Annotated in this window: 26 protein-coding genes; all 26 read right to left on the bottom strand. The window is 40.8% G+C overall.

Annotated features, from left to right (window positions below; genetic code table 11):
• Window positions 1–32 precede the first annotated feature (32 nt).
• The 26 genes from rpmD to rpoC all read right to left on the bottom strand — a co-directional run bounded on the left by rpmD (window position 33) and on the right by rpoC (window position 17,599).
• Window positions 33–215: a 50S ribosomal protein L30 gene (gene rpmD / locus C1726_RS06225; protein ID WP_053478249.1), complete on the bottom strand. Its 183-nt coding sequence runs from the start codon at window positions 213–215 to the stop codon at window positions 33–35.
• Between the two features lie 13 nt (window positions 216–228).
• Window positions 229–729, bottom strand: a complete 501-nt coding sequence (gene rpsE, locus C1726_RS06220; protein ID WP_102272419.1) for a 30S ribosomal protein S5 — start codon at window positions 727–729, stop codon at window positions 229–231.
• Window positions 730–753: 24 nt separating this feature from the next.
• A complete protein-coding gene (rplR, locus tag C1726_RS06215; RefSeq protein WP_102272418.1) occupies window positions 754–1,116 on the bottom strand; it encodes a 50S ribosomal protein L18 in 363 nt (120 codons plus the stop codon).
• A gap of 32 nt (window positions 1,117–1,148) precedes the next feature.
• The gene (rplF, locus tag C1726_RS06210; protein ID WP_102272417.1) at window positions 1,149–1,685 is read right to left on the bottom strand and encodes a 50S ribosomal protein L6; all 537 of its coding nucleotides are present in this window, start codon (window positions 1,683–1,685) and stop codon (window positions 1,149–1,151) included.
• A gap of 31 nt (window positions 1,686–1,716) precedes the next feature.
• A complete protein-coding gene (gene rpsH, locus C1726_RS06205; RefSeq protein WP_053478253.1) occupies window positions 1,717–2,115 on the bottom strand; it encodes a 30S ribosomal protein S8 in 399 nt (132 codons plus the stop codon).
• Window positions 2,116–2,144: 29 nt separating this feature from the next.
• Entirely contained in the window at window positions 2,145–2,330 is a 186-nt protein-coding gene (gene rpsN, locus C1726_RS06200) for a 30S ribosomal protein S14 (RefSeq protein ID WP_009336593.1), read from the bottom strand.
• 25 nt (window positions 2,331–2,355) lie between these two features.
• Complete coding sequence (rplE, locus tag C1726_RS06195; protein WP_053478254.1) at window positions 2,356–2,895, bottom strand: 50S ribosomal protein L5; 540 nt, start codon at window positions 2,893–2,895, stop codon at window positions 2,356–2,358.
• A 26-nt stretch (window positions 2,896–2,921) separates the two neighbouring features.
• Window positions 2,922–3,233 carry a 50S ribosomal protein L24 gene (rplX, locus tag C1726_RS06190; RefSeq protein ID WP_057767212.1) on the bottom strand — a complete coding sequence of 104 codons (312 nt, stop codon included), beginning with the start codon at window positions 3,231–3,233 and terminating at the stop codon, window positions 2,922–2,924.
• Window positions 3,234–3,268: 35 nt separating this feature from the next.
• A complete protein-coding gene (gene rplN / locus C1726_RS06185; protein WP_057767210.1) occupies window positions 3,269–3,637 on the bottom strand; it encodes a 50S ribosomal protein L14 in 369 nt (122 codons plus the stop codon).
• A gap of 40 nt (window positions 3,638–3,677) precedes the next feature.
• The gene (gene rpsQ, locus C1726_RS06180) at window positions 3,678–3,941 is read right to left on the bottom strand and encodes a 30S ribosomal protein S17 (RefSeq protein WP_053478257.1); all 264 of its coding nucleotides are present in this window, start codon (window positions 3,939–3,941) and stop codon (window positions 3,678–3,680) included.
• 21 nt (window positions 3,942–3,962) lie between these two features.
• Window positions 3,963–4,163 (bottom strand): 50S ribosomal protein L29, encoded by a 201-nt coding sequence (gene rpmC, locus C1726_RS06175; protein WP_053478258.1) that lies wholly within the window; start codon window positions 4,161–4,163, stop codon window positions 3,963–3,965.
• On the bottom strand, window positions 4,153–4,587 hold the full coding sequence (gene rplP, locus C1726_RS06170) for a 50S ribosomal protein L16 (protein ID WP_102272416.1): 435 nt from the start codon (window positions 4,585–4,587) through the stop codon (window positions 4,153–4,155). The genes rpmC and rplP overlap by 11 nt, the downstream gene beginning before the upstream one ends.
• Window position 4,588: 1 nt before the next feature.
• The gene (gene rpsC / locus C1726_RS06165) at window positions 4,589–5,245 is read right to left on the bottom strand and encodes a 30S ribosomal protein S3 (protein WP_053478260.1); all 657 of its coding nucleotides are present in this window, start codon (window positions 5,243–5,245) and stop codon (window positions 4,589–4,591) included.
• Between the two features lie 3 nt (window positions 5,246–5,248).
• A complete protein-coding gene (rplV, locus tag C1726_RS06160; RefSeq protein ID WP_066192195.1) occupies window positions 5,249–5,590 on the bottom strand; it encodes a 50S ribosomal protein L22 in 342 nt (113 codons plus the stop codon).
• Window positions 5,591–5,608: 18 nt separating this feature from the next.
• Window positions 5,609–5,887 (bottom strand): 30S ribosomal protein S19, encoded by a 279-nt coding sequence (gene rpsS / locus C1726_RS06155; RefSeq protein ID WP_049635903.1) that lies wholly within the window; start codon window positions 5,885–5,887, stop codon window positions 5,609–5,611.
• Window positions 5,888–5,947: 60 nt separating this feature from the next.
• A complete protein-coding gene (gene rplB, locus C1726_RS06150) occupies window positions 5,948–6,778 on the bottom strand; it encodes a 50S ribosomal protein L2 (RefSeq protein WP_053478262.1) in 831 nt (276 codons plus the stop codon).
• Between the two features lie 29 nt (window positions 6,779–6,807).
• Window positions 6,808–7,092, bottom strand: coding sequence for a 50S ribosomal protein L23 (gene rplW / locus C1726_RS06145; protein WP_102272415.1), 285 nt, complete (start codon window positions 7,090–7,092; stop codon window positions 6,808–6,810).
• Entirely contained in the window at window positions 7,092–7,715 is a 624-nt protein-coding gene (gene rplD / locus C1726_RS06140) for a 50S ribosomal protein L4 (RefSeq protein WP_102272414.1), read from the bottom strand. The genes rplW and rplD overlap by 1 nt, the downstream gene beginning before the upstream one ends.
• A gap of 27 nt (window positions 7,716–7,742) precedes the next feature.
• On the bottom strand, window positions 7,743–8,369 hold the full coding sequence (gene rplC / locus C1726_RS06135) for a 50S ribosomal protein L3 (protein WP_053478265.1): 627 nt from the start codon (window positions 8,367–8,369) through the stop codon (window positions 7,743–7,745).
• Between the two features lie 36 nt (window positions 8,370–8,405).
• Entirely contained in the window at window positions 8,406–8,714 is a 309-nt protein-coding gene (gene rpsJ / locus C1726_RS06130; protein ID WP_009791329.1) for a 30S ribosomal protein S10, read from the bottom strand.
• 400 nt (window positions 8,715–9,114) lie between these two features.
• Window positions 9,115–10,302: an elongation factor Tu gene (gene tuf / locus C1726_RS06125; protein ID WP_102272413.1), complete on the bottom strand. Its 1,188-nt coding sequence runs from the start codon at window positions 10,300–10,302 to the stop codon at window positions 9,115–9,117.
• A 121-nt stretch (window positions 10,303–10,423) separates the two neighbouring features.
• Window positions 10,424–12,502 (bottom strand): elongation factor G, encoded by a 2,079-nt coding sequence (gene fusA, locus C1726_RS06120; RefSeq protein WP_102272412.1) that lies wholly within the window; start codon window positions 12,500–12,502, stop codon window positions 10,424–10,426.
• Between the two features lie 51 nt (window positions 12,503–12,553).
• Window positions 12,554–13,024 (bottom strand): 30S ribosomal protein S7, encoded by a 471-nt coding sequence (gene rpsG / locus C1726_RS06115; protein WP_009336565.1) that lies wholly within the window; start codon window positions 13,022–13,024, stop codon window positions 12,554–12,556.
• A gap of 46 nt (window positions 13,025–13,070) precedes the next feature.
• The gene (gene rpsL, locus C1726_RS06110) at window positions 13,071–13,493 is read right to left on the bottom strand and encodes a 30S ribosomal protein S12 (RefSeq protein ID WP_057776533.1); all 423 of its coding nucleotides are present in this window, start codon (window positions 13,491–13,493) and stop codon (window positions 13,071–13,073) included.
• A gap of 102 nt (window positions 13,494–13,595) precedes the next feature.
• Entirely contained in the window at window positions 13,596–13,844 is a 249-nt protein-coding gene (locus C1726_RS06105; RefSeq protein WP_102272411.1) for a 50S ribosomal protein L7ae-like protein, read from the bottom strand.
• A 155-nt stretch (window positions 13,845–13,999) separates the two neighbouring features.
• Window positions 14,000–17,599 carry a DNA-directed RNA polymerase subunit beta' gene (gene rpoC / locus C1726_RS06100; RefSeq protein WP_102272410.1) on the bottom strand — a complete coding sequence of 1,200 codons (3,600 nt, stop codon included), beginning with the start codon at window positions 17,597–17,599 and terminating at the stop codon, window positions 14,000–14,002.
• Between the last annotated feature and the right edge of the window lie 101 nt (window positions 17,600–17,700).

The raw sequence follows: 17,700 nt of genomic DNA, 5'->3' as shown, positions 1-17,700 counted from the left end.
TGGCACCTCCTTATTTTATAGAAGAGTGAAATTTAGTTTTCTTTAACCGTAACAAGGTGAGCAACTTTGTTGATCATTCCGCGAATAGCAGGATTATCTTGATGCTCAACTGTTTGGTGCATTTTGCGTAAACCAAGAGCTTTAACTGTTTCGCGTTGGTCTTGCGGGCGACCAATCACGCTGCGAGTGAGGGTAATTTCTAGTTTATTCGCCATTTGATTTCCCTCCTTATCCTAACAGTTCTTCTACTGATTTTCCACGTAATTTAGCTACGTCCTCAGCACGTTTTAATTGTTGCAAACCGTTCAGTGTTGCACGAACCATGTTAATTGGTGTGTTAGTTCCTAATGATTTAGAAAGGATATCACCAATACCAGCTAGTTCTAGCACCGCACGAACTGGTCCACCAGCAATAACACCAGTACCTTCATATGCAGGCTTTAAAAGAACTTCACCAGCACCAAAGTTACCAATTACTTGGTGAGGAATAGATGTTCCAACCATTGGTACTTCGATTAAGTTTTTCTTCGCATCTTCAATCGCTTTGCGAATTGCTTCAGGTACTTCTTGTGCTTTACCAGTACCAAAGCCGACATGACCGTTTTTGTCGCCTACTACTACAAGAGCAGAGAAACGGAAACGACGTCCACCTTTAACAACCTTCGCTACACGATTAACAGTAACTACGCGTTCTTCAAGTTCAAGTTTGTTTGGATCAATACGACGCATGTTTTTGTGTCCCTCCTTTATCTATTAAAATTCTAATCCATTTTCACGAGCCGCATCAGCTAAAGCTTTTACACGACCATGATAAAGGTATCCTCCGCGGTCAAACACGACAGATTTAACACCTTTTTCTACTGCACGTTTTGCAACTAATTCTCCGACCTTAACTGCTGCATCAACGTTACCTGTAGATTCTAGATTGATTTCTTTATCTAATGTAGAAGCACTTGCTAAAGTAACTCCCTTAACATCATCAACTAATTGAGCATAGATATGCTTATTAGAGCGGAACACATTCAAACGAGGACGAGCTTCAGTTCCAGAAAGCTTAGCGCGTACACGGCCATGTCTTTTCTTACGAACTGCATTTTTGTCAGCCTTCGTAATCATTTAAGTCACTCCTTTCGTTTACTTATGCGGCATTACTTACCTGTTTTACCTTCTTTACGACGCACATATTCGCCTTCATAACGGATACCTTTTCCTTTGTAAGGCTCTGGAGGACGAACATCACGAATATTAGCAGCTAAAGCACCAACACGTTCTTTGCTGATTCCTTTAACGATAATCTTCGTATTTGATGGCACTTCAACCTCGATACCTTCTTCAGGCTCCATTTCAACAGGGTGAGAGTAACCAACGTTAAGAATAAGCTTCTTGCCTTGTTTTTGAGCACGGTAACCGACACCGATAAGCTCAAGACCTTTTTCAAAGCCTTTAGAAACACCTTCAACCATGTTGGCTAATAATGCACGAGTTGTACCATGCATTGTACGGTGTTCTTTTGATTCAGTTGGACGAGAAACAGTTAATACGTTCTCCTCTACTTGAATCATCATATCAGGATGGAATGAACGAGTAAGTTCACCCTTTGGTCCTTTTACAGTAACTGTGTTTTTATCATTAGTGATTGTAACGCCAGTTGGAATTTCAATCGGTTTTTTACCAATACGAGACATTTATTGCACCTCCATTCATTAAGAAACTCTTTTACCAAACGTATGCTAATACTTCTCCGCCAACTTGTTTAGCGCGAGCTTCTTTATCTGTAAGAACTCCTTGAGAAGTAGAAACTAGTGCGATTCCAAGGCCGTTAAGTACACGTGGCACTTCGTCAGCTTTTGCGTATACACGAAGACCTGGTTTACTGATACGTTTAAGACCAGTAATTACACGTTCGTTGTTTGAACCGTATTTTAAGAAAATGCGGATAATGCCTTGCTTATTGTCTTCGATAAACTCAACATCACGCACGAAACCTTCACGCTTAAGGATTTCAGCAACTTCTTTTTTAATATTAGAAGCAGGAACTTCTAATTTTTCGTGACGAACCATATTCGCATTACGGATGCGAGTAAGCAAGTCTGCAATTGGATCTGTCATGACCATTGTTTTTACCTCCTTCCCACACTTGGGTTTTACCAGCTAGCTTTTTTCACGCCAGGAATTTGACCTTTATATGCTAATTCACGGAAACAAATACGACAAAGCTTAAATTTACGGTATACAGAATGTGGACGTCCGCAACGTTCGCAGCGTGTGTATTCTTGTACCTTATGTTTAGGCGTGCGTTTTTGTTTCGCAATCATTGACTTTTTAGCCACGTTTTCGCCTCCCTCTATTTAGCGATTACTTTTGGAATGGCATTCCGAATTGAGTTAAAAGTTCACGAGCTTCTTCATCAGTATTAGCTGTAGTTACGATAACGATATCCATACCACGAACTTTGCTTACTTTATCGTAATCAATCTCAGGGAAGATTAATTGCTCTTTTACACCTAGAGTATAGTTTCCACGGCCGTCAAATGACTTCTTAGAAATCCCACGGAAGTCACGAACACGCGGAAGAGATACAGAGATTAATTTGTCGAAGAACTCATACATACGCTCTCCACGAAGTGTAACTTTCGCACCGATCGGCATACCCTCACGTAGACGGAAGCCAGCGATAGAATTCTTTGCACGAGTTACAACTGGTTTTTGTCCAGTAATTAATGCTAATTCTTCCACCGCATTATCAAGTACTTTTGAGTTTTGAACAGCATCACCAACACCCATATTAATAACGATTTTATCAATTACAGGCACTTGCATTACTGATGTATAGTTAAACTTGCTCATTAGAGCAGGAGTAATTTCTTTTGTATATTTTTCTTTTAGGCGGTTCATTCATTGTACCTCCCTTCTTCTTTAAACTATTTATCTAGAACTTCACCGGATTTTGTTGCTACACGTACTTTTTTGCCATCAACCGTTTTATAGCCTACACGAGTTGGTTTACCAGACTTAGGGTCTACAGGCATAACGTTTGATACATGAATAGGAGCCTCTTGGTTAATGATTCCGCCCTGCGGATTCACTTGAGAAGGCTTAGAGTGTTTCTTAACAATGTTCACACCTTCAACAAGAACTCGATCTTGTTTTGGGAACGCTGCAAGAATAACGCCCGTTTTGCCTTTATCTTTACCAGAGATGATCATAACTTTGTCACCTTTTTTCACATGCATCAGTAAGCACCTCCTTAAAGGCAATTTAGTTAGTATTATAATACTTCTGGAGCTAAAGAAACAATTTTCATGAAGTTGCTGTCGCGTAGTTCACGAGCAACAGGTCCGAAGATACGAGTTCCACGAGGGCCCTTGTCATCACGAATAATTACACATGCGTTTTCATCAAAACGAATGTAAGTACCGTCATTACGGCGTACACCGCTCTTTGTACGAACAACTACTGCTTTAACAACATCACCTTTTTTAACAACGCCACCTGGTGTTGCTTGTTTCACTGTACAAACGATAATATCACCAATATTAGCTGTTTTGCGGCCAGAGCCACCAAGAACTTTGATTGTAAGTACTTCACGAGCACCAGAGTTGTCAGCAACTTTCAAACGTGATTCTTGTTGAATCATGAGTGTAACCTCCCTTCGGAATTAGGCTTTTTCCGAACAATTAGATAATAACTGCTTTTTCTACCACTTCTACAAGACGGAAACGTTTTGTAGCTGAAAGCGGACGAGTTTCCATAATACGGACGATATCGCCAGTTTTCGCAAGGTTTTGCTCATCATGAGCTTTGAATTTTTTAGAGTACTTAACGCGTTTACCGTATAAAGGGTGTTTTTTGTACGTTTCAACTAAGACAGTAACGGTTTTATCCATCTTATCGGAAACAACACGCCCAGTGTAAACTTTGCGTTGGTTGCGTTCACTCATTGTGCGAACCTCCTCTCAATATCACTTTGTAAAACCAATTTCTCTTTCACGAATAACAGTTTTCATACGAGCAATCGACTTACGTACTTCACGAATACGAGCTGTATTTTCAAGCTGTCCTGTCGCCAATTGAAAGCGAAGATTGAATAACTCTTCTTTTAATGATTTGACTTTTTGTTCAATTTCGGCAGTGGTAAGGTCACGAATATCATTAGCTTTCATTTGATTCACCACCAATTTCTTCTCGTTTTACAAACTTACACTTAACTGGAAGTTTGTGTGATGCAAGACGTAAAGCTTCACGAGCGATCTCTTCAGAAACACCTGCGATTTCGAACATTACTTTACCAGGTTTCACTACTGCTACCCATCCTTCAGGAGCACCCTTACCGGAACCCATTCGGACCTCTAGAGGCTTCGCAGTGTATGGCTTATGCGGGAATATCTTAATCCAAACTTTACCGCCACGTTTCATGTAACGAGTCATCGCAATACGAGCTGATTCGATTTGACGGTTCGTAATCCAAGAAGCTTCAGTAGCTTGTAGGCCGAATTCACCAAATGTTACTTCAGTACCGCCTTTTGCTTGACCGCGCATTTTTCCACGATGTTGACGACGATATTTTACGCGCTTTGGCAATAACATATTATTTGCCTCCTTCCCCAGTTTTCTTCTTAGTAGGAAGGACCTCTCCACGATAGATCCATACTTTTACGCCTAATTTACCGTAAGTTGTGTCAGCTTCAGCTGTAGCATAATCGATATCAGCACGAAGAGTATGAAGTGGAACTGTTCCTTCGCTATAGCTTTCAGAACGTGCGATATCAGCACCGCCTAGACGGCCAGATACCATTGTTTTGATACCTTTAGCACCAGCACGCATTGCACGTTGAATCGTTTGTTTTTGCGCACGACGGAAAGAAACGCGGTTTTCTAATTGACGAGCAATGTTTTCCGCAACTAATTTCGCGTCAATATCAGCTTTTTTGATTTCAAGAATATTGATGTGTACACGTTTGCCAGTAAGTGAGTTAAGAGCTTTACGAAGTGCTTCTACCTCAGTACCACCTTTACCGATAACCATTCCTGGCTTCGCAGTGTGAATAGTGATATTAAGACGATTTGCAGCACGTTCGATTTCTACTTTAGAAACAGAAGCATCATTTAGACGCTTTGTGATGTACTCACGTACTTTAAGGTCTTCGTGTAAAAGATCAGCATAGTCTTTGCCTGCGTACCATTTAGATTCCCAATCACGGATAACTCCGATACGCAAACCGACTGGATTTACTTTTTGACCCACTGATTACCCCTCCTTCTTTTCTGATAAAACGATAGTAATATGACTAGTACGTTTGTTGATTTGGCTTGCACGACCTTGTGCACGAGGACGGAAACGTTTTAATGTTGGTCCTTCGTCAACAAATGCTTGAGCAACTACTAAATTATTTACGTCCATTTCGTAGTTGTGCTCAGCGTTGGCTAATGCAGATTTTAAAACCTTCTCTACGATTGGAGAAGCAGCTTTTGGCGTTAAGTTTAAAATCGCTACTGCTTCACCTACTTGCTTACCTCGAATTAAATCTACGACTAAACGAGCTTTACGAGGAGCAATACGAACTGTTCTTGCAACAGCTTTAGCTTGCATATGAATGCCCTCCTCTCATTAACGTCTTGTTTTCTTATCATCGTTACCATGGCCTTTGTATGCACGAGTTGGAGCAAATTCTCCAAGCTTGTGGCCTACCATGTCTTCAGTAACGTATACAGGCACATGTTTACGACCATCGTAAACAGCAATTGTGTGTCCGATGAATTGCGGGAAGATCGTAGAACGGCGAGACCAAGTTTTTACTACTTGCTTGCCCTCAGTTTCATTTAGCTTTTCGATCTTTGTCATTAAATGTTCATCAACAAAAGGTCCTTTTTTTAAGCTGCGACCCATGATTGAACCTCCCTTCGCGATTGTTCTACGGCCCGCCTTTGGAACCGTAGTTCAATCCCGTTATTTTTTGCGGCGACGCACGATAAATTTGTCTGATTTATTGTTTTTCTTACGAGTTTTGTATCCAAGAGTTGGTTTACCCCATGGAGTCATTGGTGATTTACGTCCGATTGGTGAACGTCCTTCCCCACCACCGTGTGGGTGATCGTTAGGGTTCATTACAGAACCACGAACAGTTGGGCGCTTACCTAACCAGCGTGAACGTCCTGCTTTACCAATGTTGATAAGTTCGTGTTGCTCATTACCCACTTGACCAACAGTTGCACGGCAAGTAGCAAGAATCATACGAACCTCACCAGAGTTTAAACGAACAAGTACGTATTTGCCTTCTTTACCAAGAACCTGCGCAGAAGTACCTGCTGAACGTACTAATTGTCCACCTTTACCAGGTTTTAATTCAATGTTGTGAATAACTGTACCCACTGGAATATTTGCAAGCGGTAGTGCGTTACCCACTTTAATATCCGCTTCCGGTCCAGACATTACTTCCATGCCTACTTCTAAATTCTTTGGTGCAAGGATGTAACGCTTTTCTCCGTCAACGTAGTTAATTAATGCAATGTTTGCTGAACGGTTTGGGTCATACTCGATTGTAGCAACGCGTCCTGGAATGCCATCTTTGTTACGTTTAAAATCGATTAAACGGTATTGACGCTTATGACCGCCACCTTGATGACGAACTGTTAACTTACCTTGGTTGTTACGGCCGCCTTTACGGTGTAAAGGAGCAAGCAATGACTTTTCCGGAGTGCTTGTAGTAATTTCAGCAAAGTCAGATGAAGTCATATTACGTCGACCGTTTGTGGTAGGTTTATACTTTTTAATCGCCATTTCGTTTCCCTCCTTTTCTCGTCAATATATTAAGCTTCGAAAAACTCGATTTCTTGACTGTCAGTTGTTAATTTCACAATTGCTTTACGACGTTTGTTTGTGTATCCGCCAAATTTACCCATACGCTTGAATTTACCTTTGTAATTCATGATGTTGACCTTTTCAACTTTCACGCCAAAGATCGCTTCAACAGCATCCTTAACTTGTGTTTTATTGGCTTTAACATCAACTTCAAACGTATATTTTTTTTCAGCCATAAGATCAGTAGAACGTTCAGTGATTACGGGGCGCTTAATGATATCGCGTGCATCCATTATGCAAGCACCTCCTCTACTTTTTCAACCGCTGCCTTCGTCATGATTAATTTATCATGATTTAGAACATCCAATACATTGATTCCAGAAGCCGTCACAACTGTTACACCAGGGATATTACGAGCAGATAATGCTACATTTTCATCTAGGTCAGCTGTTACGATTAACGCTTTTGTATCAACAGAAAGGCCTTTAAGTACACCTTTAAAGTCTTTTGTCTTTGGAGTTTCGAAAGCAAGGCTTTCTAATACTAATACATTTTCACCTAATACTTTAGAAGATAATGCAGATTTAATAGCTAAGCGACGAACTTTTTTAGGAAGCTTGTAGCTATAGCTGCGTGGCACAGGTCCAAAAACAGTACCACCTCCGCGCCATTGTGGAGAACGGATAGAACCTTGACGTGCACGGCCTGTTCCCTTTTGGCGCCATGGCTTACGTCCACCGCCTGCTACTTCAGAGCGAATTTTAGTTTTGTGAGTTCCTTGACGTAAAGAAGCTCTTTGCATAACAACCGCTTCAAATAATACATGGTTGTTAGGCTCGATTCCAAATACTGTATCATTAAGTTCGATTTCTCCAACCTTTGATCCAGCTTGGCTGTATAATGCTACTTTCGGCATTCTTTATTCCTCCTTTCCGACTTATTACTATGCTTTTACCGCACTTTTAATTTTTAACATTGCTTTTTTAGCACCTGGTACATTTCCTTTAATAAGTAAAAGATTGCGTTCAACATCAACTTTTACAATTTCAAGGTTTTGAACAGTTACTTGGTCTCCACCCATACGTCCAGGTAATAATTTACCTTTAAATACACGGTTTGGAGCTACAGGACCCATTGAACCTGGGCGACGGTGGTAACGTGAACCGTGAGCCATTGGTCCGCGAGATTGTCCATGACGCTTAATAGCACCTTGGAAACCTTTACCCTTTGAGATTCCTGTTACATCAACAGTTTCACCTGCTGCAAAAATATCAACTTTGACTTCTTGACCAACTTCATAATCTCCTAAATTCACTCCACGTAATTCACGTACGAAGCGCTTAGGAGCAGTGTTAGCTTTTGCAACATGTCCTTTTTCAGGTTTGTTAGATAGCTTTTCACGTTTATCTTCAAATCCAACTTGAATTGCTTCATAGCCATCAGTTTCAACTGATTTCTTTTGAAGAACAACGTTAGAAGCTGCCTCAACAACTGTTACCGGGATAAGTTCACCGTTTTCAGCAAACACTTGAGTCATACCAATCTTTCTTCCTAAGATTCCTTTGGTCATATCAGTCACACCTCCTAGTTTGTTTTTCATTTATTATTAAAGTTTAATTTCGATATCTACACCAGATGGTAAGTCTAAACGCATTAGCGAGTCAACTGTTTGTGGTGTTGGGTTAATGATGTCGATTAGACGTTTATGCGTACGCATTTCGAATTGTTCACGAGAATCTTTATACTTATGAACCGCACGAAGGATTGTGTAAATAGACTTTTCAGTTGGTAATGGAATCGGACCAGAAACAGCCGCACCAGAACGTTTTGCAGTCTCAACAATCTTTTCAGCAGATTGATCAAGGATTCTGTGATCATACGCTTTTAAACGAATACGAATTTTTTGTTTTGCCATTATTTTCCCTCCTTTTCGCCTATTTTCAAATAGACATTCTCAGTGAAAATTTCCCACACACTCGCCATGGCAAAGCGGCCGGGTGTGTCAGCAACCTTTCACATCATCGCAGTCAAAGACCAACATTGCCTATTATACAGAAATTAATAATGAAATGCAAGAGTTTCATATAATTTCTTTTGGTTTTGCATACTCGTATAATTATAACGGCACGTAATGACTTTTTCAAGCCTGATACGAACAAACCAATTATTTCAAATAAACGAATACTATCGTTTCTCAGCTCTCATTATCATTCTAGACCTGAGGGTATTATTATAGAAAGAACTCAACTAAAAACCAATCATTCTTTCAAATAAAAAACCAGATGGATCGTCACCCATCTGGTTTTAAAAGTTAATTATTCAACGATTGTAGCAACAACGCCAGCGCCTACTGTACGTCCGCCTTCACGAATTGAGAACTTAGTTCCTTCTTCGATAGCGATTGGAGCGATAAGCTCAACGTGCATTTCAATGTTGTCTCCAGGCATAACCATTTCTACGCCTTCAGGAAGGTTACAAATACCAGTTACGTCAGTTGTACGGAAGTAGAACTGAGGACGGTAGTTTGTGAAGAATGGAGTGTGACGTCCACCTTCTTCTTTTGATAAAACATAAACTTCTGCTTTGAACTTTGTGTGTGGCTTAATTGTACCTGGCTTTGCAAGTACTTGACCACGTTGGATATCTTCACGTGCAACACCACGAAGTAGTGCACCGATATTGTCTCCAGCTTCTGCATAGTCAAGTAATTTACGGAACATTTCTACGCCAGTTACTGTTGTAGATTTTGGCTCTTCTGTAAAACCAGTGATTTCGATAACATCCCCAACTTTAACTACTCCACGTTCAACACGTCCAGTAGCAACAGTTCCACGACCAGTGATTGAGAATACATCCTCAACCGGCATCATGAAAGGCTTTTCAGTGTCACGAGCTGGGTTTGGAACGTACTCATCAACTGCAGCCATAAGTTCGATAATTTTCTCTTCCCATTCAGCTTCGCCTTCAAGAGCTTTAAGAGCTGAACCTTTAACAACTGGAATGTCGTCGCCAGGGAATTCATATTCTGATAATAGATCACGAATTTCCATTTCAACTAATTCAAGAAGTTCTTCATCGTCTACCATATCACACTTGTTCATGAATACAACAAGGTAAGGTACACCTACTTGACGAGAAAGAAGAATGTGCTCACGAGTTTGTGGCATTGGGCCATCAGCAGCAGATACTACAAGGATACCGCCGTCCATTTGAGCAGCACCAGTGATCATGTTTTTAACATAGTCAGCGTGTCCTGGGCAGTCAACGTGTGCATAGTGACGGTTTTCAGTTTCGTACTCAACGTGAGAAGTTGAGATTGTAATTCCACGCTCTTTTTCTTCAGGAGCGTTATCGATTTGGTCATAACCGCGTGCTTCACCGCCACCTGCTTTTGCAAGTACAGTAGTGATTGCAGCTGTTAAAGTAGTTTTACCATGGTCAACGTGTCCGATTGTACCAATGTTAACATGGGGTTTTGAACGGTCAAATTTAGCTTTTGCCATTAGGAAAATCCTCCTTTAAATTATAAAAGTTAAGTATTTGGATGAGCTGCAAAAAGAATATTCTTTTTGCAGCAAATTAGCCTACATAAGTAGTTATACTTGATTAATAAGGTAAAATCAATTATTCACCTTTATTTTTTTTGATGATTTCTTCTGAAATCGACTTTGGTACTTCTTCATAATGATCGAAGTGCATTGAGAATACCCCACGACCTTGTGTGCTTGAACGTAATGATGTTGCATAGCCAAACATTTCAGAAAGTGGAACCATCGCACGAACAACTTGTGCGTTTCCGCGAGCGTCCATACCTTCTACACGTCCACGACGAGATGTGATGTTACCCATAATATCTCCTAAGTACTCCTCAGGGATAATTACTTCGACACGCATTACTGGTTCAAGAATGACTGGGCTACACTTTGAAGCGGCATTTTTAAGAGCCATAGATGCAGCAATTTTAAACGCCATTTCTGATGAGTCAACATCATGGTATGAACCGTCAAATAATCTTGCTTTGATATCAACTAACGGATAACCAGCAAGTACTCCTCTATCAAGAGCATCTTCAAGTCCTGCTTGAACAGCTGGGATGTATTCACGAGGAACTACCCCACCAACGATGCCATTTTCGAATTCGAAGCCTTTACCTTCATCGTTTGGAGAGAACTCAATCCAAACGTGACCGAATTGTCCGCGTCCACCAGATTGACGAGCAAATTTACCCTCAACTGAAGCAGAAGCGCGGAAAGTTTCACGGTATGCAACTTGAGGTGCACCAACGTTAGCTTCCACTTTGAATTCACGTTTCATACGGTCAACAAGGATGTCAAGGTGAAGTTCACCCATTCCTGCGATAATAACCTGTCCAGTTTCCTGATCAGTATGCGCACGGAATGTTGGATCTTCTTCTTGTAATTTTTGAAGAGCTGTAGTCATCTTATCTTGGTCTGCCTTTGACTTAGGCTCGATAGATAATTGAATAACTGGCTCTGGGAATTCCATAGATTCAAGAATAACTAGACTCTTTTCATCACATAGACTATCTCCAGTTGTAGTGTCTTTAAGACCTACAGCCGCAGCAATATCTCCTGCATATACTGTTGAAATCTCTTCACGGGAATTAGCGTGCATTTGCAGGATACGTCCTACACGTTCACGTTTACCTTTAGTAGAGTTTTGAACATATGAACCAGAATTCAATGTTCCAGAATACACACGGAAGAATGTAAGTTTACCAACATAAGGGTCCGTCATAACTTTGAATGCAAGAGCAGCGAATGGCTCTTCGTCACTTGAATGACGTTCAACTTCTTCATCACTATCTGGAAGAGTACCTTTAATTGCAGGTACATCAAGTGGTGATGGAAGATAGTCAATTACTGCATCAAGCATTTTTTGAACACCTTTGTTTTTGAAAGCAGAACCACAGATTACTGGGTAGAATTCAACATTTACAGTACCTTTACGGATAGCAGCCTTTAACTCTTCGTTAGAGATTTCTTCTCCGCCAAGGTATTTTTCCATTAAATTCTCATCAAGTTCAGCTACCGCTTCGATTAACTTTTCACGGTACTCTTCAGCTTGATCCATGTATTCTGCAGGAATTTCACGCTCTTCAATATCAGTTCCTAAATCGTTTCCGTAGAATGTAGCTCTCATTTCGATAAGGTCAATAATCCCTTCGAATTGATCTTCAGCACCAATTGGTAATTGAATAGCAGCTGCATTCGCTTGTAGGCGATCATGAAGTGTTTTTAAAGAGTATAAGAAGTCTGCACCAAGTTTGTCCATTTTATTAACGAATACAACACGCGGTACTCCGTATGTTGTAGCTTGACGCCAAACAGTTTCAGTTTGAGGCTCAACACCAGATTGAGCATCTAGAACAGCCACAGCACCATCGAGTACACGAAGTGAACGTTCTACTTCAACTGTGAAGTCTACGTGTCCTGGTGTATCGATAATGTTTACACGGTGACCTTTCCATTGAGCAGTTGTTGCAGCAGAAGTGATTGTAATACCACGTTCTTGCTCTTGCTCCATCCAGTCCATTTGTGAAGCACCTTCATGTGTTTCACCAATTTTGTGGATTTTACCTGTGTAATAAAGTACACGCTCCGTTGTTGTTGTCTTACCGGCATCGATGTGAGCCATGATGCCGATATTACGAGTGTTTTTCAAGGAGAACTCTCTTGCCATTGGGTCTTTCTCCTTCCTAGTATGAGTGTTATTTTAATTAGTCTTTTTATCTTACCAGCGGTAGTGAGCAAATGCTTTGTTTGCTTCTGCCATTTTGTGTGTATCTTCACGTTTCTTAACAGATGCACCAGTGTTGTTAGCTGCATCTAAGATTTCGTTAGCTAAACGCTCTTCCATCGTTTTTTCTCCGCGAAGACGCGCATAGTTTACTAACCAGCGAAGACCTAGAGTTGTACGGCGATCAGGACGCACCTCAACTGGTACTTGGTAGTTTGCTCCACCTACACGGCGTGCTCTAACTTCAAGTACTGGCATAATGTTCTTAAGTGCTTGATCAAATACTTCCATTGGCTCTTTGCCAGTACGCTCGCTAATAATATCAAATGCAGAGTATAAAATAGCTTGTGATTTACCTCTTTTACCATCGATCATCATCTTGTTGATTAGACGGCTAACAAGCTTTGAATTATAAATCGGATCCGGCAATACATCTCTTTTTGCTACAGGACCTTTTCGTGGCATATTATTTCCTCCTTTCGGAAATTCTTTACGTTAATATTTTGGTTAATTATTTCTTAGGTGCTTTTGGTCTCTTCGCACCGTATTTAGAACGTCCTTGCATACGGTTTGCAACACCAGCTGTATCTAACGCTCCGCGTACAATGTGGTAACGTACCCCCGGTAAGTCTTTCACACGTCCGCCACGGATTAACACAACGCTGTGTTCTTGTAGGTTGTGTCCGATACCAGGAATGTAAGCATTAACCTCGATTCCGTTAGATAAACGAACACGCGCATATTTACGTAACGCTGAGTTAGGTTTTTTCGGTGTCATTGTACCAACACGAGTACATACACCGCGTTTTTGTGGTGAAGATACGTTAGTTTGTGCTTTCTTAAAGCTGTTATAGCCTTTATTTAGTGCTGGTGATTTAGATTTCTCCTCTTTTGTTTGACGAGGTTTACGCACTAATTGGTTAATAGTAGGCATGTAATTGTCCTCCCTTCATTTTTGTTAAGCCCACACATCCAGGTGGTTCATTTTGTTACAAAAAACAAAGTCTTCGCAGATATATATCTACAAAAACAGTTTTTAATTAATTATTGCAATAGTTGCCGCACCTACATCTATTCCGCATGCTTTTCCAAGCTTTCTCATTGAATCAACATACAAAACAGGAACAAACTTTTCTTCTGCCGCATTTACCACTTTCGCTATGACCTTATGGTCTGCATCTTTAGCAACTACAACTTCTTTAACTGTTCCTTGACCTAGTGCTTTCACCGTTTGCTTTGTTCCTATTACGACATGTTTTGCCTGCAATACTTTTTCATAAGACATGAACGATATCCTCCAAAGTATTCGGTTAATAGGAGCACCTTTGCTATATTACCATTTTCGATTTCCTATGTCAACAATCATTCTACTTTTATTAACAAGATTATCGAAAAAATTTGGTGCTAGCTGATTAAATCAGCTAGCACCAAGGCAAAACTCTACTCTACTGTTACAGCATCCTCAGCTGCTTCCTCATTTGTGTATGGTTCTGCACGTCTATATCGCTGCATACCTGTACCAGCAGGGACGAGTTTTCCAATAATTACATTTTCCTTTAAACCTAACAGTTCATCACGTTTCCCTTTAATTGCTGCATCTGTAAGAACTCTTGTTGTTTCTTGGAAAGATGCCGCAGATAAGAATGAATCTGTTTCAAGAGAAGCTTTCGTAATACCAAGTAATACTGGACGGCCTGTTGCTGGTAGTTTTCCAGCAAGAAGAGCCTTTTCGTTCGCATCAGTAAACTGATGAATATCCAATAATGTACCAGGAAGTACATCTGTTTCTGCTGCATCAATAACCCGTACCTTACGAAGCATTTGACGAACCATAACCTCAACGTGCTTATCGCCAATTTCTACCCCTTGCATACGGTAAACCTTTTGTACTTCACGCAACAAGTACTCTTGTACTGCTGTTACATCTTTTACCCTTATTAATTCTTTCGGGTCAATTGAACCTTCTGTTAGCTCCTGACCGCGTTCTACATGGTCATTTACAGCTACTTTTAATCGAGAAGTGTAAGGAGCTGTATACGTCCGTGATTCCACTTCACCTTGAACAACAATTTCCTGCTGTCGATCACGGCCTTCGTTGATGCCAACGACAACACCTTCGATTTCAGTAATAACTGCCTGCCCTTTAGGGTTACGCGCTTCAAAAATCTCTTGAATACGCGGTAAACCTTGTGTAATATCGTCTCCCGCAACTCCGCCAGTATGGAAGGTACGCATAGTTAACTGTGTACCTGGTTCACCGATAGATTGAGCAGCAATAATACCTACAGCTTCTCCTACCTCTACCTCTTGACCAGTTGCAAGGTTGCGTCCGTAACATTTCTTACAAACACCATGACGTGTATTACATGTAAACGCTGATCGAATCCAAACTTCTTCAATATTCGCTTTGATTACTGCTTCAGCAAGATCTTCTGTAATTAAACCATTCTCCGGCACAATTACTTCATTCGATTCAGGATGTTTAATTGATTTTCTAGCATAACGCCCGATTAGACGTTCCTCTAGCGTTTCAATCACTTCAGTGCCATCCTTCAACGAGCTAATTTTTAAGCCGCGATCTGTTCCACAATCATCTTCACGAACAATGACATCTTGCGCTACATCTACAAGACGGCGCGTTAAGTAACCTGAGTCAGCCGTTTTCAACGCTGTATCCGCAAGACCTTTACGAGCACCGTGCGTAGAAATAAAGTACTCTAATACTGTTAATCCTTCACGGAAACTTGATTTGATCGGCAATTCAATGATTCGTCCAGCCGGGTTCGCCATGAGTCCGCGCATACCTGCTAACTGAGTGAAGTTAGAAGCGTTACCACGGGCACCAGAGTCACTCATCATAAAGATTGGGTTCGATTTATCAAGTGATTTCATTAGTCTTTCTTGAATTACATCTTTCGCAGCACTCCAAATTGAAATGACACGATCATAGCGCTCATCTTCAGTGATAAGTCCGCGTCTGAATTGCTTCATAACGTTATCAACTTTATTTTGAGCATCGTTAATAATCTGTTCTTTCTCACCAAGTACAACGATGTCAGCTACACCAACGGTAATTCCAGCTTTTGTAGAGTATTTGAAGCCAAGGTCTTTCATGCGGTCAAGCATTTTCGATGTTTCCGTAATCTTATATCGCTTAAATACTTCCGCAATAATATTCCCTAGAATTTTCTTCTTAAATGGATCTACTAGCGGCATTTCTCGAATAATTGATGGAACATCCGCACCCTGATCAACAAAATACTGCTTTGGTGTCTCTACCTCAAGATTATGCTTTGTCGGTTCATTAATATATGGGAATGATGTTGGTAAAATCTCATTAAATACTAACTTCCCAACCGTTGTTATTAATAACTTATTGTTTTCTTCTTCGGTAAAGGTTGGATTTTTTAAAGACCCAGCGTGAACAGCTACACGAGTGTGCAAATGCACATACCCATTTTGATAAGCAAGCAGCGCTTCATTTATATCTTTAAAAATCATTCCTTCTCCGACGGCTCCATCTCTTTCCATTGTTAGGTAATAGTTCCCTAACACCATATCCTGAGAAGGAGTAACAACTGGTTTTCCGTCTTTCGGGTTCAAAATGTTTTGAGCAGCAAGCATTAATAATCTAGCTTCAGCTTGTGCCTCAGATGAAAGCGGAACGTGAACAGCCATTTGGTCACCGTCAAAGTCTGCGTTGTACGCAGTACACACAAGCGGATGCAGACGTATCGCACGCCCTTCAACAATCGTTGGTTCAAATGCCTGAATACCTAGTCTGTGAAGAGTTGGTGCACGATTCAGAAGAACTGGATGTTCTTTAATGACACTTTCAAGTACATCCCATACTTCAGGCTGCACTCTTTCAATTTTGCGTTTTGCTGATTTGATATTATGTGATAAACCCTTTTCAACTAATTCTTTCATAACAAATGGCTTAAATAGTTCTAATGCCATTTCTTTAGGAAGACCACACTGATACATTTTTAAATTTGGTCCGACAACAATAACCGAACGGCCAGAGTAGTCAACACGTTTCCCTAAAAGGTTTTGACGGAAACGGCCTTGCTTACCTTTCAGCATATGAGAAAGAGATTTTAACGGACGGTTACCTGGACCTGTAACCGGACGTCCGCGGCGTCCATTATCGATTAATGCATCGACCGCTTCCTGAAGCATTCTCTTTTCATTCTGTACGATAATGCTAGGTGCACCAAGATCTAATAAACGTTTTAAACGATTATTTCTGTTAATCACTCGACGGTAAAGATCATTAAGGTCTGAAGTTGCGAAACGGCCGCCATCAAGCTGTACCATTGGACGCAATTCTGGAGGAATAACCGGAAGAACATCAAGAATCATCCAAGATGGTTCATTGCCTGACCCACGGAATGCCTCTAGTACTTCTAAACGCTTAATCGCACGTGTTCTTCGTTGCCCTTGGGCTGTTCTTAATTCTTCTTTTAGGATATCGACTTCTTTGTCAAGGTCAATATCAGAAAGGAGTTTTTTGATGGACTCAGCACCCATTGATGCTTGGAACTTATTTCCGTATTTTTCGCGATACGCACGGTATTCTTTTTCTGAAAGCAGCTGTTTCTTCTCAAGTGCTGTATCACCTGGCTCAGTCACTACATAAGAGGCAAAATAAATAACTTCTTCAAGCGCACGAGGAGACATATCAAGAACGAGTCCCATACGACTTGGAATTCCTTTAAAATACCAAATATGAGATACCGGAGCAGCTAGCTCGATGTGTCCCATTCTTTCACGGCGGACCTTTGCACGGGTTACTTCCACACCGCATCGATCACAAACTACACCTTTATAGCGAACTCTTTTATATTTTCCGCAATGACATTCCCAATCCTTCGTTGGACCAAAAATGCGCTCACAGAATAAACCATCTTTTTCCGGCTTTAATGTACGGTAATTAATTGTTTCCGGCTTTTTCACTTCACCATGTGACCATGAACGGATCTTATCTGGTGAAGCCAGGCCGATTTTCATATACTCAAAATTGTTTACATCTAGCAAGGGGCCTACCTCCCTTTTGATCTCCGGGCTTTTCCCTTATTGCCCATATGTAGCAAACAGGGTGCAACTATATTATCCTTTTAGCCTCCGTTAAATCTTGT

The organism is Cytobacillus massiliigabonensis (assembly GCF_900199725.1).
Classification (GTDB): Bacteria; Bacillota; Bacilli; order Bacillales; family Cytobacillaceae; genus Cytobacillus; species Cytobacillus massiliigabonensis.
This window is presented reverse-complemented; position numbering and strand designations above follow the sequence as displayed.